Genomic DNA, 20,093 nt, shown 5'->3' on the forward strand with positions numbered 1-20,093 from the left:
CTTTCCTTTATTGAGTGGAGTTAACACGGAACAGCGCCAGGATGCGGCCCCAAAGCGTGATGATCGCAAGGCCAATCAGCAATCCGGCCCCGTTGGCCAAAGCGTCGGCCACACTGAACATCCGGTAGGAAGTCAGGCCCTGCGCCCCTTCAAGCGCGAAGCTGGCGCACCAGAGCAACAACACGAGTCGCACTCGCGCTGTCCAGCCCAAACACCCCAGTAACCCCAGCACACCCCAGCCGAGCAGATGATTCACCTTGTCGTTCGGAGAAAACTCCGGGTGGTCCACGGGAGCGAGCGACAATACAATGATGCTCAGGAACAACAGCCAGAACAAGCCCCGGAACAAGGCGGGTGGCAGAGAAAGTCGCCAACTGGGTTTCAAAAACAGATTCCTTCGGGGCAGACAATAGGAAGCGTAGATCGTATCCGGCAAGCGGGACACAGATGCCACTTTACCATATCCTGCAGACTAACAACGATAACCCACTCCCACAGCAGCAAGTGACTCAGGCTTCGGAGTTGGGGGGGTGGCTGCGTAGCCATGAACCCGCGTCGGATGGTAGGGATGGTACGGCCCAGGAGTCTGTCGGACTTAGGGGGATCGAAGCGAGGGAGTGGGCGACATTCCGCCCGACCCCACAGGGGCATACCCGGCATCCGATGCGGGCCAACGCCACTCAAGCGACTCGAACTCCGGAACTTAAGTTAAACCTAGTCAGTGCCGCCATCATCCTTGTACCGGGCCTTGTCGAGGCCGTGCTTTTTCATCTTGTCGTAGAGTGTTTTGCGCGCCAGACCCAGGTGTACCATGGTGTCCTTGATACTGCCCTGGCAAACCTGCAGCGCATTTTCCAGTACGGAACGTTCAAAGGCGTCGACGATTTCAGCCAGGGTTTGTCGGCCGGAAACATCCGTTGAATAGATGCTCTGGCCATCCTCCAGGGCACTAGGGCCCATCAACACATAACGTTCGGCCCGGTTGCGCAATTCCCGTACATTCCCTGGCCAGCTATGGCGCAATAACTGCCCGACCTGCTGCGTATTCAGGGGAATGCTTTCCCGGTCATAGCGTGCCGCTGCAATCAACGCAAAGTGATGAAACAGCATGGGAATGTCTTCCTTGCGATCGCGCAGCGGTGGGATATCGATCTGAATGACATTCAGCCGGTAATACAAATCTTCACGAAAATCGCCGCGCTCGCTCAGCATTTTCAAATCAATCTTGGTCGCGGCGATGATGCGTACATCCACCTCAATACTGCTGTTGCTGCCCAGGCGTTCTACCTTGCGTTCTTCCAGAACCCGCAACAATTTCACCTGCAACGGCATTGGCATACTTTCCATCTCGTCCAGAAAGATAGTGCCTTTGTGGGCGTGCTCGAATTTACCGATGCGCTTTTTATCAGCGCCGGTAAAGGCACCGGATTCGTGGCCGAACAATTCGCTTTCGATCAGGTTTTCCGGCACGGCACCACAGTTAATGGCAACGAAATTGTGCTGGCTGCGCGGGCTGGTCTCATGAATGTAGCGGGCAATGGCGTCCTTTCCCGCGCCAGTTTCACCGTGTAGCAGAATATCTGCCGAGGTATCAACCAGACTGTTGAGCATGGACATCACCCGTTTCATACTCGCCGATTCACCACCCAACAGGCGTGGGCCCGGCCGCACAAACTGTCGCAGCTGAGCCTTGAGCATGCGGTTTTCCAGTGCCAGCTGTCGCTTTTCGATTGCTCGTTTCAACAGTTCTATCAGTTCATCATGATTGAACGGCTTTTCGATAAAATCATAGGCCCCCTGCTGCATCGCCGCTACCGCGGTACTGATGTCTCCCTGCCCGGTCAGCATGATGACCGGTATCGACTCGTCGATGGCCCGCACTCGAGCCAGAACGCCCAAACCGTCCAGTCCCGGCATGTGATAATCACACAACACCACGCCCTGGAAATCCGGTTTGATGTCGACCAGTGCCGAAGCACCGTCCGGGTACCCTCGGGCGTTTAACTCTTCAAGTGCCAGCGTCTGCAGCATGACTTGCCGAAGCGCCGATTCATCGTCAATAAACATTACATCGATGGCAGTCATTCTGACGTCTCTCTTCGATTCAGTACCACAATAAATTCCGCCCCCCGGGCATCGGTACGGTTCCGTCCGGTCAATTGTCCACCCAAAGCGTCTACGATTTGCCGGGAAATGGACAACCCTAGCCCCAAGCCCTGCTTTAGGGATTTAGTGGTAAAAAAGGGTTCAAATAACTGTTCCGTATTGGCGGGTAATCCGGGCCCGTTGTCTATAACCCGACACACCCAGTGCTGCGGTTGTGCGACCAATTGCACGTTCACAGTTGGCGCATCACTGGACTCCACCGCGTGCAAGGCATTAGCCACCAGGTTCACCAACACCTGCTCAATGCGAATCAGATCGCCATGAACAAAGGCCGGGTGCTCCGGTCGCTGCCAGTCGATTTGGATAGTCGCGCTTAGATCCTGCGCCTGAATGATTTTCAGGGCAGCGTCAATCGGCAAGCGCAAATCAACCGTAGAGGGCGGCCCCTCAGATTTGCGGGCAAACACTTTAAACTGACGAGTCAGTTCGGCCATTTTGTCACACAGACCGACAATTTCGCTTAGATTAGCCTGAACCGTTTCCGAATCACCTCGTTCGAGAAAGCGCCCGCTGTTGCGTGCATAAGCTTGAATGGCCGTCAGCGGCTGATTCATTTCATGGTTAAGACCCGCCGACATCTGACCCAGAACCGCAAGCTTGGCCGCCTGAATCAGTTCCTGCTGAGTTTCCTTAAGCTCGTTCTCGGCACGCTCCCGTTCATGAATCTCCGCCTTCAACTGCTGGTTCGATGCTTCCAGATCGGCCGTGCGTTCGGCCACCCGATGTTCCAGTTGCACACCCCGCTCCGCCAATTCCGCTTCGCGCCGGTAACGTTCACGCAAATACAACCAGGTTAGAAAACAGCCCAGGTAGACCAGCGTCCCGGCGATCAGGAACTGAACCTGGGTCCAGAGCACCGGGCTGGTGCCAATCAGTACCCGCAAGGTCCAGTCCAGTTGCGGCAAGGGTGTGTCCACACTGAGGTATTCCTGTTGGTTGTCTCCAGTGTTGATGGCCACCCGAACCGATCGCTCCCCTACCCCCCAGGGGCGGCCACGCTCGACCTTGGGTATTGGGGTCAGGGGTTCATCAAAGTAACGACGCTGCGCCCGAATTTCAGCCAGTCGCTGCTCGGAAATGGGTTCAAAAGCACGATAAAGCCAGCTGGGGCGACTGGCCAGGAAACTGACCCCGTCAAGACCCAGTACCACCATTTCAGCGATTGAGAAGGACTCGGGTCGACGCCATTGGGATTCCAGTTCATTCACCTGAATCTTCACCGTAATCACACCCATTGGGCGGTCGGGCTGTTGATCCGAGGTCACTGTGTGCGAAAAGTACAGGCCTCGCTCATTGGTGGTGATGCCCAGAGCGTAATACAGTGCGGCACCGTTGCGCTCCATAGCCTCAAAAAAATAAGGTCGAAAGGCAAAATTCCGGCCGATGAAACTGGTCGGCAACTCATAATTATTGGCTGCGATGGTCAGACCGTTAGTGTTCATCAGGTAGACGTCGGAACTAGCGACAATGGTCGCCATTCGCTTCATCTCTTCATTGGCAGCCAGCACCAGGCCGGGATTATCGGGTTCGCGCAATACATCCACCATCACCGGGTGTTGCGCCATCAGTTCCGGAATGGGCCGGTACCGGTTCAGTTCGTTGGCAACCAGCTGGGAGTAACGGAAGGATTCTTCCAGGCTCTCACGCTCTACCTGACGATATCCCACCCAGGAGCCGAGTACCCAGGACACCAGACAGGTCACAACAAACAACAGCAGACCCCAGGTACGGTATTTCATGCTCGGTTTCCATCTCAGTTCTCGGTTCAGCCGGGTGACGTTCGCCATAGGCTTCTGATTCTACCCGAATTGGTGCGCTTCGGTGACCGCGACTTAAACCAAAATCAGACTGCAGAAACAAAACAACCCGCAATCCACGTTGGCTTGCGGGTTGTCATCATTTCAGGCTAAACGGTTCACTCGACTTTCAATGGCAATGCCGTCTCAGGACGGGGCCTGAGCCAGCCGACCATTGATCACCCTCTGTACAAAGAAGGCAATGGCTCCGGCCGCAACACCCACAAGGTCAGTATAAATACCGCCTTCGATCATCAGGAAAGCCGCGACGATCAATAGGATGCGCAAATACCAGGGAGCCGCATAGCGCAGGAACCAGGCTTGCACACCTGAGGACAGCAAGTAGACACCAACCACAGCGGTAATCAGCGCACGAATGATGGCCAGTGGCTCCGCATCCATCAGAAGTGCACTGTTATAGAAGAACATAAAGGGCACAATGAATGCGGCCAGACCCATCTTGAACGAGGCTACTGAGGTTGCCATAGCTTTCGCACCGGATATCGCAGCTGCAGCATAGGACGCCAGAGCCACTGGCGGGGTAATCGCCGACACTACCGCAAAGTAAAACACAAAGAAGTGCGCCGTCAGTACGGGGATACCCATTTGCACCAAACCAGGTGCGACAACGGAGGCAGCCACCGCATAGGCTGCGGTTGTCGGCATGCCCATACCCAGCAGAATGGAGATGCACATGGCGAAAAACAGCGCCAGCAACTGACTGGCTTCAGCCACACCCAACAGCAACGAGCTGAAGCGCGCACCGACACCCGTCAGAGAGATAACAGCAACGATAATGCCGGCACAGGCACAGACGACAATGATCTGAATCGACATATAGGCCGCGATTTCCAACGCCTTGAGAATCGCTTTGATCCCCATCTTGTTGGGTGATATCCAGCTGACCACCGCCGCAGACACCGTCGCCAGTGTACCGGCACGTATCACCGAGTACCCCATAAAGAGCGCGCCAATCAGAATAATGATCGGGATAAACAGGTACACCTGACGCACCATGCGACGCAGTGACGGCAATTCGTCATCACGCATGCCACGCATGCCGGTTCTGGCGGCTTCCAGATCCACCATGAAATAGACGGACGCAAAGTACAGGATGGCCGGAATAATGGCCGCAATCGCGATTTCAGTGTAAGGGATACCGGTAATTTCAGCCATAATAAAGGCACCGGCACCCATGATCGGCGGCATAATCTGCCCACCGGTCGAGGCCGCGGCTTCAACTGCACCTGCCGAGGTTTTGTTGTAGCCAACCTTCTTCATCAGCGGAATGGTCAGGGAACCGGTTGATACCACGTTACCGGCACTGGTGCCGTTGATCATCCCCATCAGGCCCGAGGCGAAAATAGCCACCTTGGCCGGACCCCCGCGTGACCGTCCGGCCAGAGCAAAGGCAAAATTCACAAAGTAGTCACCCACTTTAGAGGCTTGCAGAAAGGCGGCGAAGATAATAAATAGAATGATGTAGGTCGACGACACCGCCGTAGTTGGTCCGAGCACACCAGCGTCAGTGTACACCTGGCTGAAAAAGCGCTGCACACTCAACCCGGGGTAACCCAGGAAGCCCGGTAAATAGGGGCCAATGAACACATAACCGAGAAACACCAATGAAATAACCACCAGTGCATAGCCAGCAAGGCGTCGGGTCAATTCAAAAATCAGGGCCGTACCGGCAACGGCTGCAAAAGAAATACCCACCGGTGCGAAGGAAGTACCCGTACTCATACGGATCGAGGTGTTGAACACGATAACCAGGTAACTGGCGACGGCCATGGAACACACTACCAATACCAGATCAGGAATCGAGAACACACCCCGGTCACGACGGTGCAACCAACTCAATACAATGCCCAGACCCGTTACGGTCAGCAGTGGCCAACCAAAGTGCCAAACTTCCATTTCCACAGGCAAACGCAAAGCACCGCCGGACAGGAGATTTTGCATAATGGCCGTTTGCACCAGCACATAGAGCGCCGGCACCAAAAGCACGACACCCGCCCAGGTTGTCCAGGGCGCGCTCTGGCCACCCTTTTCATCATCCGTAAAGCGGGCACCGGAAAACAGAATAAAACCAAGAATAGAGGCACCGCAAACGTGAAGAATCCGGAAGGCCCAGGTTTCCAGCGGAGCAATGTTCAGTGTATAGAGGTGGAATCCCGAATACAGGATCGACAAGGCCATAATCAGCCATAGCATCGGACCGGTAAACTGACGGCGATTCGGCTCTATCGGCTCGTCATCAACTCCAGCTGCTACAACCACATCTTCAATGGACTCGACCTCAGTCGACTCCGGGGTGTTCTTTTCAGTTGTCATAAGTCTGACCCATACCCAAACAGGCAAACGGGTGGCCCGCAGACCACCCTATTTTTGGAACAAAGGCTTTTATAAAACCCAAATAATTACTTGATCAGACTAGCGTCAATGGTGTAACCATTTTCGTTGAACCAGCGTGCCGCACCCGGATGCCAGGGGATAAAGGTGTTTTTATCGTAGTTTTCCGGGATAGACGTTCTGGCTGCGTTATGGATCGAAACCATTTGGTCGTTATTTTCCATGGTCAGCTTGGTTGCTTCATACACAAAGCTTTCAGACAGGGTGCAATCGGCAATCGCGAAGTTCCACATAGACACCGCACGGGCGCCTTCGGTCAGCGTAGTATAAGTGCTGGCCGGAATGGTAAATTCGGACACTGGGAATTCAGCGGTGATGGTGTTCATTTCATCTTCGGTAAACTCAATGATGTTCACATCAGTCTGAACTTCCAACTGGCTGACAGCAGGAATCGGAATACCGGCGGCAAAAGCGATGACGTCAAGCAGGCCATCCTGTAACTGGGTACCCAGATCACTCCAGCCACCGTTACGACGTTCAAAGTCAACACCGAGCGTTTCCAGCATAGCCGGGAAATAGGTATCGGAAGTTGAACCGGCAGGGCCGAAACCGATGCGTGAACCGGCAGGAATATCGCTGATGCTTTCGATACCTGAATCAGACAGGGCCGTCACTGAGAAAGGCGTCTCATACATCGGGAACACCGCGCAGACGTTGTCCATCATAAGTCCTGGTGCGAGCGGGCTGTTGCCATCCATCGATTCACGGGCAGGCCCCATGGTGGTCAGACCAAAAGCTACTTCGCCGGTATGAACCAGCGCCATGTTCTGCATCGGACCACCGGTGATTTCAGAACCGCCACTGATGCCCAGGTTTTCAGCAACAAAGTTGGCCCAGCCAGTGCCGTAAGCAAAGAAAGTCCCGCCCTGACTGGCGGTACCGATGGTAAAGTTGGAAGGCCAGTCTGACCGGTCTTCGGCGATAGCAACGCCAGCGGTCATAACAGAGGCAGACAGAGCCGCAAGGGCAAACATACGTTTGGACATTATATAGAACTCCAGTTTGTTGTTGTCGTTGTGGTTAACACTTATTCGTTCAGGTTAACAATTGGTGGCTACCAGTGTAGTGCGTTTTCGTTCTTATTCGAGCGCTCAGACGATCGGGTACATATCCGGTCACCGGCTCGGCGCACCATAGCGACTGCAAAGCTCGGGCCAACGCTGCGGAATTGGGCAAACCGGGCCTTTCAGCGCACTGCGGCGGCGACACTGGGTGAGCCCACACCCACTGCCGGACCCTGCATGGGTGTAAAACCACCCATTTCTGGCAGAGCAGAATAATATAGCCGTTCCTTTTGATAGCGTGTTTCCAACCCCAATTCAGGGCAGTCAGCCCAGCCGCAATGCGGTAAACTTGTCGCCCAATCCATTGTTGTCGCGACCTAGGAGCCTGACCGGTGCTGACCCTGCCTGCGCCTGCCAAACTGAACCTGATGTTACACATTGTCGGGCGCCGACCCGACGGCTACCACAGCCTGCAAACGCTGTTTCAGATACTGGATTTTGGTGACACCCTGACCCTCGAACATCAGTCCGGATCCGCTATTGAGCTGTCTTGCTCCGACCCTGCCCTGGCGACGCCTGACAATCTGGTTACGCGGGCCGCCCGGGCACTGCAGTCTGCGACCAACACCCGCCACGGGGTCAGACTGCACCTCGAAAAACGCCTGCCGCTCGGTGGCGGTGTAGGGGGCGGCAGCTCTGACTGTGCCAGCACCTTGGTGGGGCTGAATCACCTCTGGTCACTAAACCTCAGTATTGATGAACTGGCGGATATTGGTGTAAAGCTGGGTGCCGACGTACCCGTCTTTGTGCGAGGCTATTCAGCCTGGGCGGAGGGCATCGGCGAGGTGTTAACACCGGTTGAGTTGCCCGAACACTGGTTCGTTGTGGTGCACCCGGGCATCCACGTCAGTACCGCCGCATTGTTCAACCATCCTCAATTGACACGCCATACCCCAGTCAGCACAATACGCACCGCGCTGGCCGGGGCGGGACACAATGACTTCGAGCCTACCGTCAGAGCACTCTATCCCGGCATCGACCGTGCTTTTCGTGAGTTGACTGAATTAACCGGCGCAGATGCTGAACCGGTCAGACTCAGCGGAAGCGGATCCTGTATGTTTATTAAGACGCGAAGCGATATGGCAGCCCAACAGATTCTGAACAGCATTCACGATCAATACCCCGGCTACCGTGCTTTTCTCGCCCGGGGGGTTAATCAATCGTCCCTGCAGCGAAACCTGGCCAAACAAGCCTGATCGCAACACCGAATTCCTGACAGGTGGTTGCGAACCACCTGACTTACGTTTGAGTAAACGCCAACATAGGGTGGTTTGAAGTGTCAAAAATGATGGTATTCACGGGGAACGCCAACCCCGAACTCGCCAACCAGGTGGTTGAGCGTCTCTGCATTCCCATGGGTGACGCCACCATAACCCAGTTCAGCGATGGTGAAACCGCCATTGACATCAACGAGAACGTCAGAGGTGCCGATGTTTTTATCATTCAGCCGACCTGCGCGCCGACCAACGACAACCTGATGGAAGTCATCCTGCTCGCCGACGCTCTGCGCCGTGCCTCGGCAGGCCGCATCACCGCTGTTATGCCCTATTTTGGCTATGCCCGTCAGGATCGCCGACCACGCAGCTCTCGCGTCCCGATTTCCGCCAAAGTAGTTGCCGATATGCTGACCGTGGTCGGTATTGATCGCATTCTTACCGTCGACCTGCACGCCGACCAGATACAGGGGTTCTTCAGCATTCCGGTCGACAACATCTACGGCTCTCCCATTCTGCTCGACGACATACAACGCCAGGACTTTGAAGACCTGATCGTAGTCTCACCCGACGTCGGTGGCGTCGTGCGTGCCCGGGCGGTTGCCAAGCAGCTGGGTGCGGATCTGGCCATCATCGATAAACGCCGGCCCAAGGCCAACCAGGCCGAGATCATGCACATCATTGGTGATGTCAAAGATCGCACCTGCGTCATTGTCGATGACATGGTGGATACCGCAGGTACGCTGTGCCATGCCGCTGAAGCCCTGGTCAAGCACGGAGCGCGGAAAGTCGTGGCCTATGCCGTTCACCCCGTCCTCAGCGGACCGGCGGTGGAGCGCATTGCAGGATCAAACCTCGAATTGGTAGTCACCGATACGATTCCCCTCTCGGATGCTGCAAAAAACTGTGCTAATATCCGCCAGCTTTCTATGGCGGGGATTCTTGCAGAGTCCATGCGCCGGGTCAGCAATGAGGAATCAATCAGTGCAATGTTCCGTTAATTCGGAACATTTACCGACTTTTCCCAGCTAAATTCGCTTATCGGGAGTCACCCGATACTTTTATAAACGGTACCGCCCAGACTGGTCGCGGTCTGTGGTACCTATATTTGGAGAAACACCATGTCCAATTCTTTTGCATTAAACGCCGAAGTGCGTGAGCTTGCAGGAAAGGGTGCGAGCCGCCGCCTGCGTAAAGAAGGCAAAGTACCTGCCATCATTTACGGTGGCGCCAAAAACCGCAAGCCGACCAGCCTGACACTGGAAGCTCGCGAACTGGTTAAGGCACTGAACAACGAAGCCTTCTTTTCTCATGTGCTGACGCTGACCATCAATGGCAAAGAAGAACAAGCCATCCTGATGGACCTTCAGCGTCACCCGGCCAAGGGCCACCCGCTGCACGCCGACTTTGAACGTGTAACTAAATCCAGCGTGGTTCACAAGAAGGTGCCATTGCACTTCATTAATGAAGAGCAGTGCAAAGCGGTGAAACTGCAAGGCGGCAAGATCCAGCACAGCGCCACCGAAGTTGACATCACCTGTAAGGTCAGCGATCTGCCCGAGTTCATCGAAGTCGACATGGCCAAGATTGAAATGGGTACCGTTCTTCACCTGAGTAACCTGTCATTGCCCAAGGGTGTTGCCCTGGTTGAACTGAACAAGGGTGCCGACCACGACGCACCGGTCGTTTCCGTTGTTAAGCCAGCTGGTATTCTTGACGATGTGGACGCCGCTGAAGAAGACGCGGCTGAAGAATAAGCACCGCTTCTTGACTGTAAAAAGGGCCTCTGGGCCCTTTTTTTGCTCAGGCAGCTTAGAAAATGAACCCCATTTTCCAAACTGCTTTCATCACCAAGGTTGAACAGTGGCACGATCATGAATGACCCCATTGCGATGATTGTCGGGTTGGGTAATCCCGGAACCCAATACGACCATACCCGACATAATGCGGGATTTGAGTACATAGATGCACTCGCCGAATCCGCTGGCGGACACTGGAAACTCGACAGCAAATATCAGGCACTTACCGCCAGGATCAGCATTGCCAGTGCCGAAATCTGGCTACTGAAACCCATGACCTTTATGAATCGCAGCGGTCATAGCGTGGCGGCTATGGCGCAGTTCTACAAAATTCCGGCTGAACGTATTCTGGTTGCCCACGATGAGCTGGACCTGCCCGCAGGTGTGGCCCGATTCAAACTGGGCGGTGGTCATGGCGGTCACAACGGGTTGCGCGACATCATTGCCTGCCTGGCCAACAACCGGAACTTCTACCGGCTGCGGCTGGGTATTGGCCACCCGGGAACGGCAAGCCAGGTCGTGAACTACGTGCTGTCGAAGGCACATCCTGACGAACGGATCAGTCTCGCTCGCGCTATTGACGCCGCTGTTGACCAGACCCCGCTGTGCATCTCAGGACACTGGCAAAAAGCCATGAACCAATTACACCAATTCAAAGCAGACTGAACCCTGCCTTCAGGAGACCCCCAACATGGGCATTAAATGTGGCATCGTCGGACTACCCAACGTCGGTAAGTCCACTCTCTTCAACGCCCTGACTCAGGCTGGCATTGACGCAGAGAACTTCCCGTTCTGCACCATTGAGCCGAATACCGGCGTGGTCCCGGTCCCGGACCCGCGCCAGGACAAGCTGGTAGAGATCGTCAAACCCGAGCGTACAGTCCCGACGACCATGGAATTTGTGGATATTGCCGGCCTGGTAGCGGGTGCATCCAAAGGTGAAGGCCTGGGCAACCAGTTTTTGGCCAACATCCGCGAAACCGACGCCATTGCACACGTTGTTCGCTGCTTCGAAAACGATAACGTTATTCATGTCGCCAACAAAATAGACCCGGCGTCAGACATCGAGATCATCAATACCGAACTGGCCCTGGCCGACCTCGACATGCTCGACAAGCAGCTGCTAAAACTGCAGAAAAAAGCCAAGGGACAAGACAAAGACGCCATTCGTCAGGTAGCGGTGCTGGAAAAAATCAAACCAGCCCTCAACGAAGCCCGCCCTATCCGCAGCGTAGCATTGACCGATGAAGAAAAAGCCGACCTGAAGCCCTTTTTCTTTCTAACCACCAAGCCCACCCTCTATATCGCCAACGTTGATGAAGACGGTTTCGAGAATAACCCCATGCTGGAGCGGGTACGGGAAATAGCTGTAGCCGAGAATGCTGAAGTTGTGGCCATTTGCAACAAACTCGAATCCGAAATCGCAGAGCTGGAAGATGAAGAGAAAACTGAGTTTCTGGCCGACCTGGGCATGGAAGAACCCGGTTTGAACCGGGTGATCAGGGCCGCCTACTCACTGCTCGGCCTGCAGACCTACTTTACAGCGGGTGTCAAAGAGGTTCGCGCCTGGACCGTCAGAATAGGAGCCACCGCCCCGCAAGCGGCGGGTGTGATCCACACCGACTTTGAAAAAGGCTTTATCCGGTCAGAGACCATTTCTTACCACGACTTCGTCGCCTACAATGGCGAGGCAGGTGCCAAAGAAGCGGGTAAATGGCGTCTCGAAGGCAAGGAATACATCGTTAAAGACGGCGATGTGATGCATTTTCGTTTCAACGTCTGACGGTCCCCGGGTGACCCAGGTCACCCCCCCTTAGTGGAATAGCCTTTTTACCGATTGACTGCTAGCTTACGAATTAACGTCTCAACAGAAGACCGGATTCGATGCACTGACGGGTAATCCCGAAGTGGATTTGGTGGTAACCGGATTACCCCGGTGACATACCCCGCAACCGCTCGGACCGGCGCCGCAGCAGCTCTACCGTCGTCAGCAGCAGTATTGAAAACGCCACAAGAATAGACGCTACGGCAAGAATGGTTGGACTGATCTGCTCACGAATACCCGACCACATTTCACGGGGAATGGTTCTCTGCTCCACCCCGGCCAGAAACAGCACAATCACGATCTCATCGAAGGACGTGATAAAAGCGAACAGACCACCCGAGATGACACCCGGTAGAATTAGCGGCATCTGTATTTTGAAGAAGGTGCGCCCTGCCCCGGCACCCAGACTCGCCGAAGCACGCGTCAGAGAGTGATCAAACCCCACCAGCGTTGCCGTCACCGTAATCACCACAAAAGGTGTTCCCAGGGCAGCATGCGCGAGTATGACACCCGGCATGGTATTGGCCAGTCCAATACTGGAATAGAAGAAGAACATGCCAGCGGCGGAGATAATCAGCGGCACAATCATGGGAGAAATCAGTAACCCCATGATCAGACCTTTAAAAGGCATTTCCGAGCGGGATAACCCCAAGGCCGCCAACGTACCGAGAAAGGTTGCAATCAACGTAGACGCAATTCCAATGATCAGGGAGTTCTGGATCGATGTCATCCAGGATTCGGATGCAAACAAATCACGATACCAGCGCAGTGAATAGCCTTCCGGGTTCAGCATTAACATGTCACGCGTATAAGTGAAGTACGGTTCAACGTTAAAACTCAACGGCACCATAATCACAATGGGCGCGATTAGAAAAAAGAAGATCAGCGCGCAGATCACACGAAACGTGTAATACCAGGTTCGCTCCAGCGGTCCCGCATACGTTGGTACTGCCATCGTTTTCGCTCCTTCAACCCAGCTTCAGGGAATCTGCACCGACCAGGCGGTTATAGACCCAATAGAGAATTAATACGCTGATCAGCAACACAGACCCAAGCGCCGCCGCCAGCCCCCAGTTCAGGGAGGACTGCATATGATGCGCAATTAGATTGGAAATCATCTGGCCAGACTGACCACCCACCAGCGCCGGTGTAATGTAATAGCCAATGGAAATAATAAACACCAACACAGCACCGGCACCGATCCCCGGTAGCGTTTGTGGTACATAGATGCGCCAGAATGCCGTCCAGGGAGTGGCACCAAGACTTTTCGCGGCGCGAACGTAAGACGGTGGGATGGTCTTCATTACGCTGTAGAGAGGCAGCACCATGAACGGCAACAGGATATGTGTCATCGCGATAATGGTGCCGGTCATGTTGTAGATCATACCCAGACGGCCATCATCCCCGATAAACCCCACGGCAATCAGCAATTCGTTAATTACCCCCTGTTGCTGCAATAGAACAATCCAGGAGGTGGTTCGCACCAGCAGGGACGTCCAGAATGGCAGCAGCACGAAGATCATCAGCAAATTGGCATGACGCATCGGCAAGCTGGCCATCAAGAAGGAGATCGGGAACCCCAGTAACAGCGTTATCAGCGTTATTGTCAGGCTCATACCGAACGTTCGGATGAACAAATCGGTGTAAATGCGCCGGTTTTCATCCTGAAGAACGACATCGCCCTGTTCATTGTAGGTGCCATCGAACGCGGCTATGTAATAAGACGCTGTTAGTGGTCGACCTTCACGTTTGATAATCCGATAGAACGCAGGGTCGTTCCAAAGCCGGTGGGAATCCAGAAACGCCTCTTTATATGGCGGCTCCATGTCCTCTACCGAACGCGATGTCCGCATCAGCGCTCCGCGGGCTGCACTGATTTCATAGTTCAGCCGAACCGCCAGTTGACCGACGGTCCGGTTCGCGCTGGCTACTGCAAGTTCCTCCGCCAGTGCCTCAAATACGGATTCATCGGGTATACCTTCGCCGTCCCAGTCTTGCAGCGCCTCAAGTGTTTTCGGGATTGTCGAAATGACCTGCGGGTTATCGACACTGCGCCACATCATTTGCCCGATGGGAAAAATGAACGATATCAACAAGTAAACAAGCAACGGCGCAACCAACAAAAAAGCCATCGCAGTGCGTTTGCGCTCGGCTCGCTTCAAGCTGGCTTTCAACGGCGTTCCGTCAACGGTCACCATCTGTCCATTGACCATATGGTCGATGTTGTGTCCGCTTTGGGTACCGTCTGACTGGCTCATACTCACTCCTGTTCACCCCTGTTCTGATTTTTTTCCGTGATCATTCACTTGTAATACGACCGCAAAAAGGTCATTTATTCGAGTTGATCTAAAGCAAAATTTTTATCTTAGATGCTCATGCCACTACATCTTCAATGCAAAAAACCCTGGTTTAGAAACGCTCTTTGTTATCGTCGGGAAGTCAGTAATGCAAACGGGGTAACGCAGTGCGTTTGCGTTGCCCCGCTTGCGGGTCTATTGCTGTGGTTTATCCACGCAACATCCAGTTGGAGAATCGCTCACGCAATTCGTCGCCATAGTCAGTCCAGAAATCATTATTCAACAATATCGGAGATTCATAGTTAGCGGGGTTGGTCGGCATGTGCGGACGCATGTCAATACCCAGATCAGCATGTTCGCTGACCAGAGGCGCTGAAGACGCACGGGCCGGGCCGTAGGAAATGTACTTGGCCTGGTCTGCCAGACGTTGGGTATCCGTCGCCCAGTAAACGTACTCAAGCACTTCTTCCTGGTTCGGGCCGTAAGGAATTACCCAACCGTCCCACTCAACGATCTGGCCATCCCAGATGATTTCAAATGGTTGACCTTCAACTTCGGCAGCGTTGAAAATCCGGCCGTTGTAACCTGTAGAGAAGGCTACTTCCTGATCCGCTAGCAGTTGAGGTGACTGTGCACCTTCGGTCCAGAACACCAGATTGTCTTTAATGGTATCCAGCTTGGCAAAGGCACGATCTACCCCTTCAGGCGTTGCCAGCACGTCGTAGATATCATCCGGGTTTACACCGTCGGCAAACAAAGCCCACTCAAGGTTACCCGCAGGTCTGTCCTGAATGGCTCGGCGGCCCGGGAAATCTTCCGGATTGAAGAAATCATCAATGCTGCCAGGCTGATTATTTTCCGGGAACATTTCAGTGTTGTAAGTAACAACGGTGGAATAAACGATCTGCGGAATGAAGCACTCACCCAGGCTACCCGGCAGGAAGTCTTCGCTTGCAGGCGTGCCATCGGGTGCCGGTGCCAGCATTTCATCAGCATCGACAGGCATAATAATGCCCTCGTCGCAGGCCAACTGGGCATCTGACGGCAACATGTCGACCAGATCCCAGGTAACATTGCCAGCCATGCTCTGCGAGCGCAAACCTGCAAGGGCGTTGGCTGAACCATCATCATTAATGATCGTAACGTGATCCTTAACGGCAACGTAGGGCTCGTGGTAGGCGCGAACCTGACTTTCCGTGTATGCACCACCCCAGGAGACAATGGTCAGGTTTATGGGGTCTTCTGCGTGTACCGCTGTCACAGCCAACAGGCTGATCGCGCTGCTGACTCCAAGCATTCTAAGCATCGGCTGTTTCATGGGTAACTCCTCTTATGAATATAAACCAGGCAACACTGCCTGGCCGCTTTTTGCCACCAAACCTACTGGACAGATGCCGGAAACCAAAGCATCCGGCCCAGAGTTCAGCGAATCATTCGCCGCGCGATCAGGAAGCATCCAGTGCGCGACAATCATGTTCCGACCAACCGATGCGGACTGACTGACCCACACGCATGGAATGATGATCGGAAGAATTGGGTACTTTCATAATAAAATCGTCACGTCCACAGACACTGACCCGTGACCGGATGTGGTCGCCAAGATAAATCAGCTCTTTTACCGTGGCGTCAAACGTATTCGCGTACTGAGTGCCTTCTTTTACCACCAGGGCGCGCTCCGGCCGCAACGACAGGGTGGTTTTATCCCCCACTTCGTTAACACAAACCTTCAGAGCTTTCACTTTGGAACCATCGTCAAGACGCACCTGAGCGAACTCGCCATCAATGCTTTCAACCTGGCCCTGCATGCGATTATTTTCGCCAATAAACTGGGCTACAAAGGCGTTCTCGGGCCGTTCGTAAAGATCGGCTGGTGATGCCAGTTGCTGTATACGCCCGTCATCAAATACCGCAATACGATCGGACATGGTCAACGCTTCTGTCTGATCATGGGTCACATACACCACGGTAATACCCAAACGATCATGCAAGTGCTTGATTTCATACTGCATGCGTTCGCGCAGGTTTTTGTCCAGCGCACCCAGAGGCTCGTCCATCAGCACCAGTTCGGGCTCAAACACCAGCGCTCGCGCCAGAGCCACCCGCTGCTGCTGCCCACCGGACAGTTGCGCCGGCCGCCGGCCTGCAAAGGCTTCCATCTGCACCATACTCAGCGCGTGCTTCACTTTTTCTTCCCGTTCGCTCTTACCCATACCGCGAACTTCCAGTGGGAACGACAGGTTTTCACCAATGGTCATGTGCGGAAACAGTGCGTAGTTCTGAAACACCATGCCGATGCCGCGTTTGTGAGGAGGGATGTTATTGATGGCTTTGCCATTGAGAAGAATGTCGCCGTAGGTCGCTGTTTCAAAGCCTGCCAACATCATCAGACAGGTCGTTTTTCCTGAACCGGAGGGCCCCAGCATGGTGAGAAACTCACCTTTGCTAATGGCCAGATTCAAATCCTTGACAACCAACTCCTCCCCGTCATAACTCTTTTGCACACGATCAAAGGCTACGAATACTTCACCGGGTTTTTCATTCTCCAACGTGACATCTCCTGTGTTGTTTTGACTGCTTTAACATACGCCTGCCCTGCAGGTGACGTCGATGAAATCCCGATGACTGCCTTAAAGAAAATGACTCATTCCGAGCATCAACAATCATATGTCCACAAAACCGGACAACCCGACCAATCAATTGTAGTCTAAGCGTATGCAAATACTTTGCCGACTGTCCAGATTCGCTAATCCATCATGACCACAGGCTATTTTGCCAGCTTTTTTGTTGTCACAACCCTGTATAGGAAAGGTTGCAGTCAGTTGCGGTCAAATAACGTGCAGACTTATGGTGCATGATGTCCTTCTTTGGGGCAATGCTCACTTGCGACCATTTGGTAACACTTTCACCCTGCTTAAGACACAGCCAGCACTCTCTTATTACAGTAAACATTGTTTTAGTGATTTTGCAAGAATGTCCCGGCCTCCCCCTGTTAGAAAAAGGTAATCAGGCAGGCGTTAAAACAAGGGTTATAATGACATTGAATCAGTCAGGCACAGAGCCACTTAGTTGCACCTGAAGAGGGCACGGTTTTGGTGGAGAGCGGCATAATGGATCGGTGCCCAGTCGACATCACAGACACAAAAAAGGGCACTGCCCGAAGACAGCACCCTTTTTGCTACGCCGTTTTACAACGGCTCATCCGACACTCGCCAGCTTGGAACAGCCTGTGCCGGGTATTCTATTTCACCGCAATCAGAGAACGACGATGTTCTCAGCCTGGGGGCCTTTCTGGCCCTGAGTAATGGTGAATTCTACTTTTTGGCCTTCAACCAGCGTCTTGAAGCCTGAGCCAGAGATGGCGCTGAAGTGAGCGAAAACGTCAGGGCCATTTTCCTGCTCGATGAAGCCAAAACCTTTAGTTTCGTTGAACCACTTGACGGTGCCGGTAGTCGTTGACATGAGTATAACCTATCAATTTACAAGTAATGTATTGCTCCCCGGGCATAAGCAGAACCCTGCCTGACCCGTGAGAACCTTTTTTGCTTTTCAGTGTTGTTAATACTTATGGATAACCGACGAGTTCAACTGACAACAGCACTTACAGTGTTCACATCAAGCTAACATTCATAAATAATAAGACGTACTTTCAAGCTGCAATCATGTTAGCCGACTGCTAATTGATGTCAACAATAAATCGGATGAGCCCGCAGTGGTGGGCCTTAGCAGAGGTTCCGGTATTTTTCTAACACCTTGAATCCTATCCATTTATTACTTCAGATAGCACCATCGAACAATTTTTCATTCCGGCCTATTCTTTCAACATTATCCCCTTTCCGACCTGAACTTATGCCCAAAAATCAAGAGCTACCAACGCTATTTGCCACCCGGTGGAACCTGGCGGATGGGGGTGGATGATCGGACCGTGGTCGATGCCAGGTTTCGGGTTCGAGGTGTGCCTGGGTTAGGTGTTGGCTAGCGGAAATACCAATGCGCCTGCTCAGGTATTGGCAGAACGAGCGGCCGACTGGGTCCGGCGGGGGGAACAGCGTAAAAGCGGCGTGGCGAAGGCTGGACCACTGAAATAGCCTTTCTGCTTCAGCTTTCTTTCCAGACCCAACGGACAGGTTCGCCAAAATCGTCGTATATCCAGACTTTCTTTGGCCCACGGTTTTTGATTTTCCGGTTTTCTTTGTGCTTGCGCGACTCGATGGCTGCGATCACTTCGGGAACAGGCGTGCGCTCCTTGGGCGGTTCCTGGCTCTGACCCGATTGGAACGGGTTGGACCAGGGTTTATTGCGGTCGAGCCCGGTCTCACCGCGTTCAATCGGTTTAATCTGGCCGCCTTCGCGCAGGAAGGCATCAACCTGGGATTCCAGGTCTTTTCGGATGTCTTTTTTATCGATCGGACGCTTCACCACTGGCCTCGGCTGACTGGACCCGCTCACCCGAAGTTTAGCAAATTTCACCCCAGCTTCCGAACCGGTGGTGACATCTGGTAGGCGGCGACGTTTGAACGAACCCGGGAAACTCATTCGCCTTTCAACTGTTTCAGCAGGCTGGCTGGTATTTCATGGATGATCAGGCGTTCATTATCGGCATCAAATTGCACGTCTTTCCCCAGGTTAATGTTGCTGAAGCTGATAGAAACATCCTTGCTTCTACCCGAGTAGCGAATGTATTTCTTAAGGCTTTTGCGGTCCGGAATAAAGGTTTCCTTTAGACTCGGCTGTTCCTGTTCGATGAACTGTGAAAAAGAGGCATCGGCGTCGGCCTGTAGCTCTTCTGACAGTACCCGGTAGGACACCGGCTCTCCCATCTTGTCTTGCTCAATACAGAACTCGGCCGCTTTTTTGCGGTAATTTTGACCCTTGTCTTCCGGCAATTGCACCGAAAATGCATCGACAACCGCCATAAAGGCCTCGGTATCGGCACTGGTATCGACAGTGGCGACAAAATCCACGAAGTTCAGCATGGCATCCTGCAAGGCTTTGTCACCGAAGCCAAAGCTGATTGTCAGGTATTGACTGGCCGTCTCTTGCTGCCATTCGGTCACGTCCAGACAGATACCAAAGCCGAGTCGACCGTAATCAATCAGGCGGCTGTCACTCAGATTCAGATCGTGGGTGATCGACAACCCGTGCTTATGCCGCAACTGAAAGAACCAGACCTGACGCCCGGACTCCAGCTGTTCATCGGCAAACAGCCAGTAACCCTCTGATTCAACGCCGTCGCTCTCCAGCGCCAGAGCCAGCCGTTCCATGATTTGCTGGCTCCAGGTTTTAAAGCTGATGCCATCCTTCAGCCACTGACCGGTCAGCGCCTTGAAATGCCCGGCCTGGTCAGCGAAACCACCGTACCGTTTGCTGGCGCGGCCGGCAAAACTGCTTTTAACTTCCCCAACCAGCGTCAGGGCCCCATCGTCGACCGTTAAGACTTCATCCTGTAAATGCAGATCAGTTTTGGTGTCAAGTCGAGTCAATTGGTGGACAATCAGATGGTTCAATGACAATGGTCTAACC

18 protein-coding genes are annotated in these 20,093 nt (G+C 53.6%); 6 read left to right on the forward strand and 12 right to left on the reverse strand.

Annotation, left to right across the window (positions count from 1 at the left end):
* Nucleotides 1-7 precede the first annotated feature (7 nt).
* From WEB54_RS02825 to WEB54_RS02845, 5 genes are all read right to left on the reverse strand, one after another.
* Nucleotides 8-454 (reverse strand): hypothetical protein, encoded by a 447-nt coding sequence (locus WEB54_RS02825; protein ID WP_368053133.1) that lies wholly within the window; start codon nucleotides 452-454, stop codon nucleotides 8-10.
* Between the two features lie 260 nt (nucleotides 455-714).
* Nucleotides 715-2,085, reverse strand: a complete 1,371-nt coding sequence (locus WEB54_RS02830; protein WP_368053134.1) for a sigma-54-dependent transcriptional regulator — start codon at nucleotides 2,083-2,085, stop codon at nucleotides 715-717.
* Complete coding sequence (locus WEB54_RS02835; protein ID WP_368053135.1) at nucleotides 2,082-3,905, reverse strand: ATP-binding protein; 1,824 nt, start codon at nucleotides 3,903-3,905, stop codon at nucleotides 2,082-2,084. Before WEB54_RS02835 ends, WEB54_RS02830 begins: the two co-directional genes overlap by 4 nt.
* A gap of 204 nt (nucleotides 3,906-4,109) precedes the next feature.
* Nucleotides 4,110-6,296 carry a TRAP transporter permease gene (locus tag WEB54_RS02840; RefSeq protein WP_368053136.1) on the reverse strand — a complete coding sequence of 729 codons (2,187 nt, stop codon included), beginning with the start codon at nucleotides 6,294-6,296 and terminating at the stop codon, nucleotides 4,110-4,112.
* Nucleotides 6,297-6,382: 86 nt separating this feature from the next.
* On the reverse strand, nucleotides 6,383-7,348 hold the full coding sequence (locus tag WEB54_RS02845; protein ID WP_368053167.1) for a TAXI family TRAP transporter solute-binding subunit: 966 nt from the start codon (nucleotides 7,346-7,348) through the stop codon (nucleotides 6,383-6,385).
* Between the two features lie 422 nt (nucleotides 7,349-7,770).
* Between WEB54_RS02845 and ispE the strand changes: the two genes are divergently transcribed.
* The 5 genes from ispE (at nucleotide 7,771) to ychF (ending at nucleotide 12,234) form a co-directional block, all read left to right on the forward strand.
* A complete protein-coding gene (gene ispE / locus WEB54_RS02850; RefSeq protein WP_368053137.1) occupies nucleotides 7,771-8,634 on the forward strand; it encodes a 4-(cytidine 5'-diphospho)-2-C-methyl-D-erythritol kinase in 864 nt (287 codons plus the stop codon).
* A gap of 80 nt (nucleotides 8,635-8,714) precedes the next feature.
* Nucleotides 8,715-9,653: a ribose-phosphate pyrophosphokinase gene (locus WEB54_RS02855; RefSeq protein ID WP_368053138.1), complete on the forward strand. Its 939-nt coding sequence runs from the start codon at nucleotides 8,715-8,717 to the stop codon at nucleotides 9,651-9,653.
* Between the two features lie 120 nt (nucleotides 9,654-9,773).
* Entirely contained in the window at nucleotides 9,774-10,409 is a 636-nt protein-coding gene (locus tag WEB54_RS02860; RefSeq protein ID WP_368053139.1) for a 50S ribosomal protein L25/general stress protein Ctc, read from the forward strand.
* Between the two features lie 117 nt (nucleotides 10,410-10,526).
* On the forward strand, nucleotides 10,527-11,117 hold the full coding sequence (pth, locus tag WEB54_RS02865) for an aminoacyl-tRNA hydrolase (RefSeq protein ID WP_368053140.1): 591 nt from the start codon (nucleotides 10,527-10,529) through the stop codon (nucleotides 11,115-11,117).
* A gap of 25 nt (nucleotides 11,118-11,142) precedes the next feature.
* On the forward strand, nucleotides 11,143-12,234 hold the full coding sequence (gene ychF / locus WEB54_RS02870; protein ID WP_368053141.1) for a redox-regulated ATPase YchF: 1,092 nt from the start codon (nucleotides 11,143-11,145) through the stop codon (nucleotides 12,232-12,234).
* Between the two features lie 145 nt (nucleotides 12,235-12,379).
* Here ychF and WEB54_RS02875 read toward each other — a convergent pair whose 3' ends face one another.
* From WEB54_RS02875 to WEB54_RS02895, 5 genes are all read right to left on the reverse strand, one after another.
* The gene (locus WEB54_RS02875) at nucleotides 12,380-13,231 is read right to left on the reverse strand and encodes an ABC transporter permease (protein WP_368053142.1); all 852 of its coding nucleotides are present in this window, start codon (nucleotides 13,229-13,231) and stop codon (nucleotides 12,380-12,382) included.
* A 13-nt stretch (nucleotides 13,232-13,244) separates the two neighbouring features.
* Nucleotides 13,245-14,534, reverse strand: a complete 1,290-nt coding sequence (locus tag WEB54_RS02880; protein WP_368053143.1) for an ABC transporter permease — start codon at nucleotides 14,532-14,534, stop codon at nucleotides 13,245-13,247.
* Between the two features lie 247 nt (nucleotides 14,535-14,781).
* Nucleotides 14,782-15,891: an ABC transporter substrate-binding protein gene (locus tag WEB54_RS02885; RefSeq protein WP_368053144.1), complete on the reverse strand. Its 1,110-nt coding sequence runs from the start codon at nucleotides 15,889-15,891 to the stop codon at nucleotides 14,782-14,784.
* 127 nt (nucleotides 15,892-16,018) lie between these two features.
* On the reverse strand, nucleotides 16,019-17,119 hold the full coding sequence (locus tag WEB54_RS02890; RefSeq protein ID WP_368053145.1) for an ABC transporter ATP-binding protein: 1,101 nt from the start codon (nucleotides 17,117-17,119) through the stop codon (nucleotides 16,019-16,021).
* A gap of 706 nt (nucleotides 17,120-17,825) precedes the next feature.
* Entirely contained in the window at nucleotides 17,826-18,032 is a 207-nt protein-coding gene (locus tag WEB54_RS02895; RefSeq protein WP_028672005.1) for a cold-shock protein, read from the reverse strand.
* A 418-nt stretch (nucleotides 18,033-18,450) separates the two neighbouring features.
* Between WEB54_RS02895 and WEB54_RS02900 the strand changes: the two genes are divergently transcribed.
* Entirely contained in the window at nucleotides 18,451-18,549 is a 99-nt protein-coding gene (locus tag WEB54_RS02900; protein ID WP_368053146.1) for a GMC oxidoreductase, read from the forward strand.
* Nucleotides 18,550-18,668: 119 nt separating this feature from the next.
* Here WEB54_RS02900 and WEB54_RS02905 read toward each other — a convergent pair whose 3' ends face one another.
* Both WEB54_RS02905 and WEB54_RS02910 read right to left on the reverse strand, forming a co-directional pair.
* Entirely contained in the window at nucleotides 18,669-18,989 is a 321-nt protein-coding gene (locus WEB54_RS02905) for a hypothetical protein (protein ID WP_368053147.1), read from the reverse strand.
* 113 nt (nucleotides 18,990-19,102) lie between these two features.
* Nucleotides 19,103-20,053 carry a nucleoid-associated protein gene (locus WEB54_RS02910; protein WP_368053148.1) on the reverse strand — a complete coding sequence of 317 codons (951 nt, stop codon included), beginning with the start codon at nucleotides 20,051-20,053 and terminating at the stop codon, nucleotides 19,103-19,105.
* Nucleotides 20,054-20,093 lie beyond the last annotated feature (40 nt).

The sequence above is a fragment of the Saccharospirillum sp. genome, from assembly GCF_040881935.1.
In the GTDB taxonomy this organism is placed as follows: Bacteria; Pseudomonadota; Gammaproteobacteria; order Pseudomonadales; family Natronospirillaceae; genus Saccharospirillum.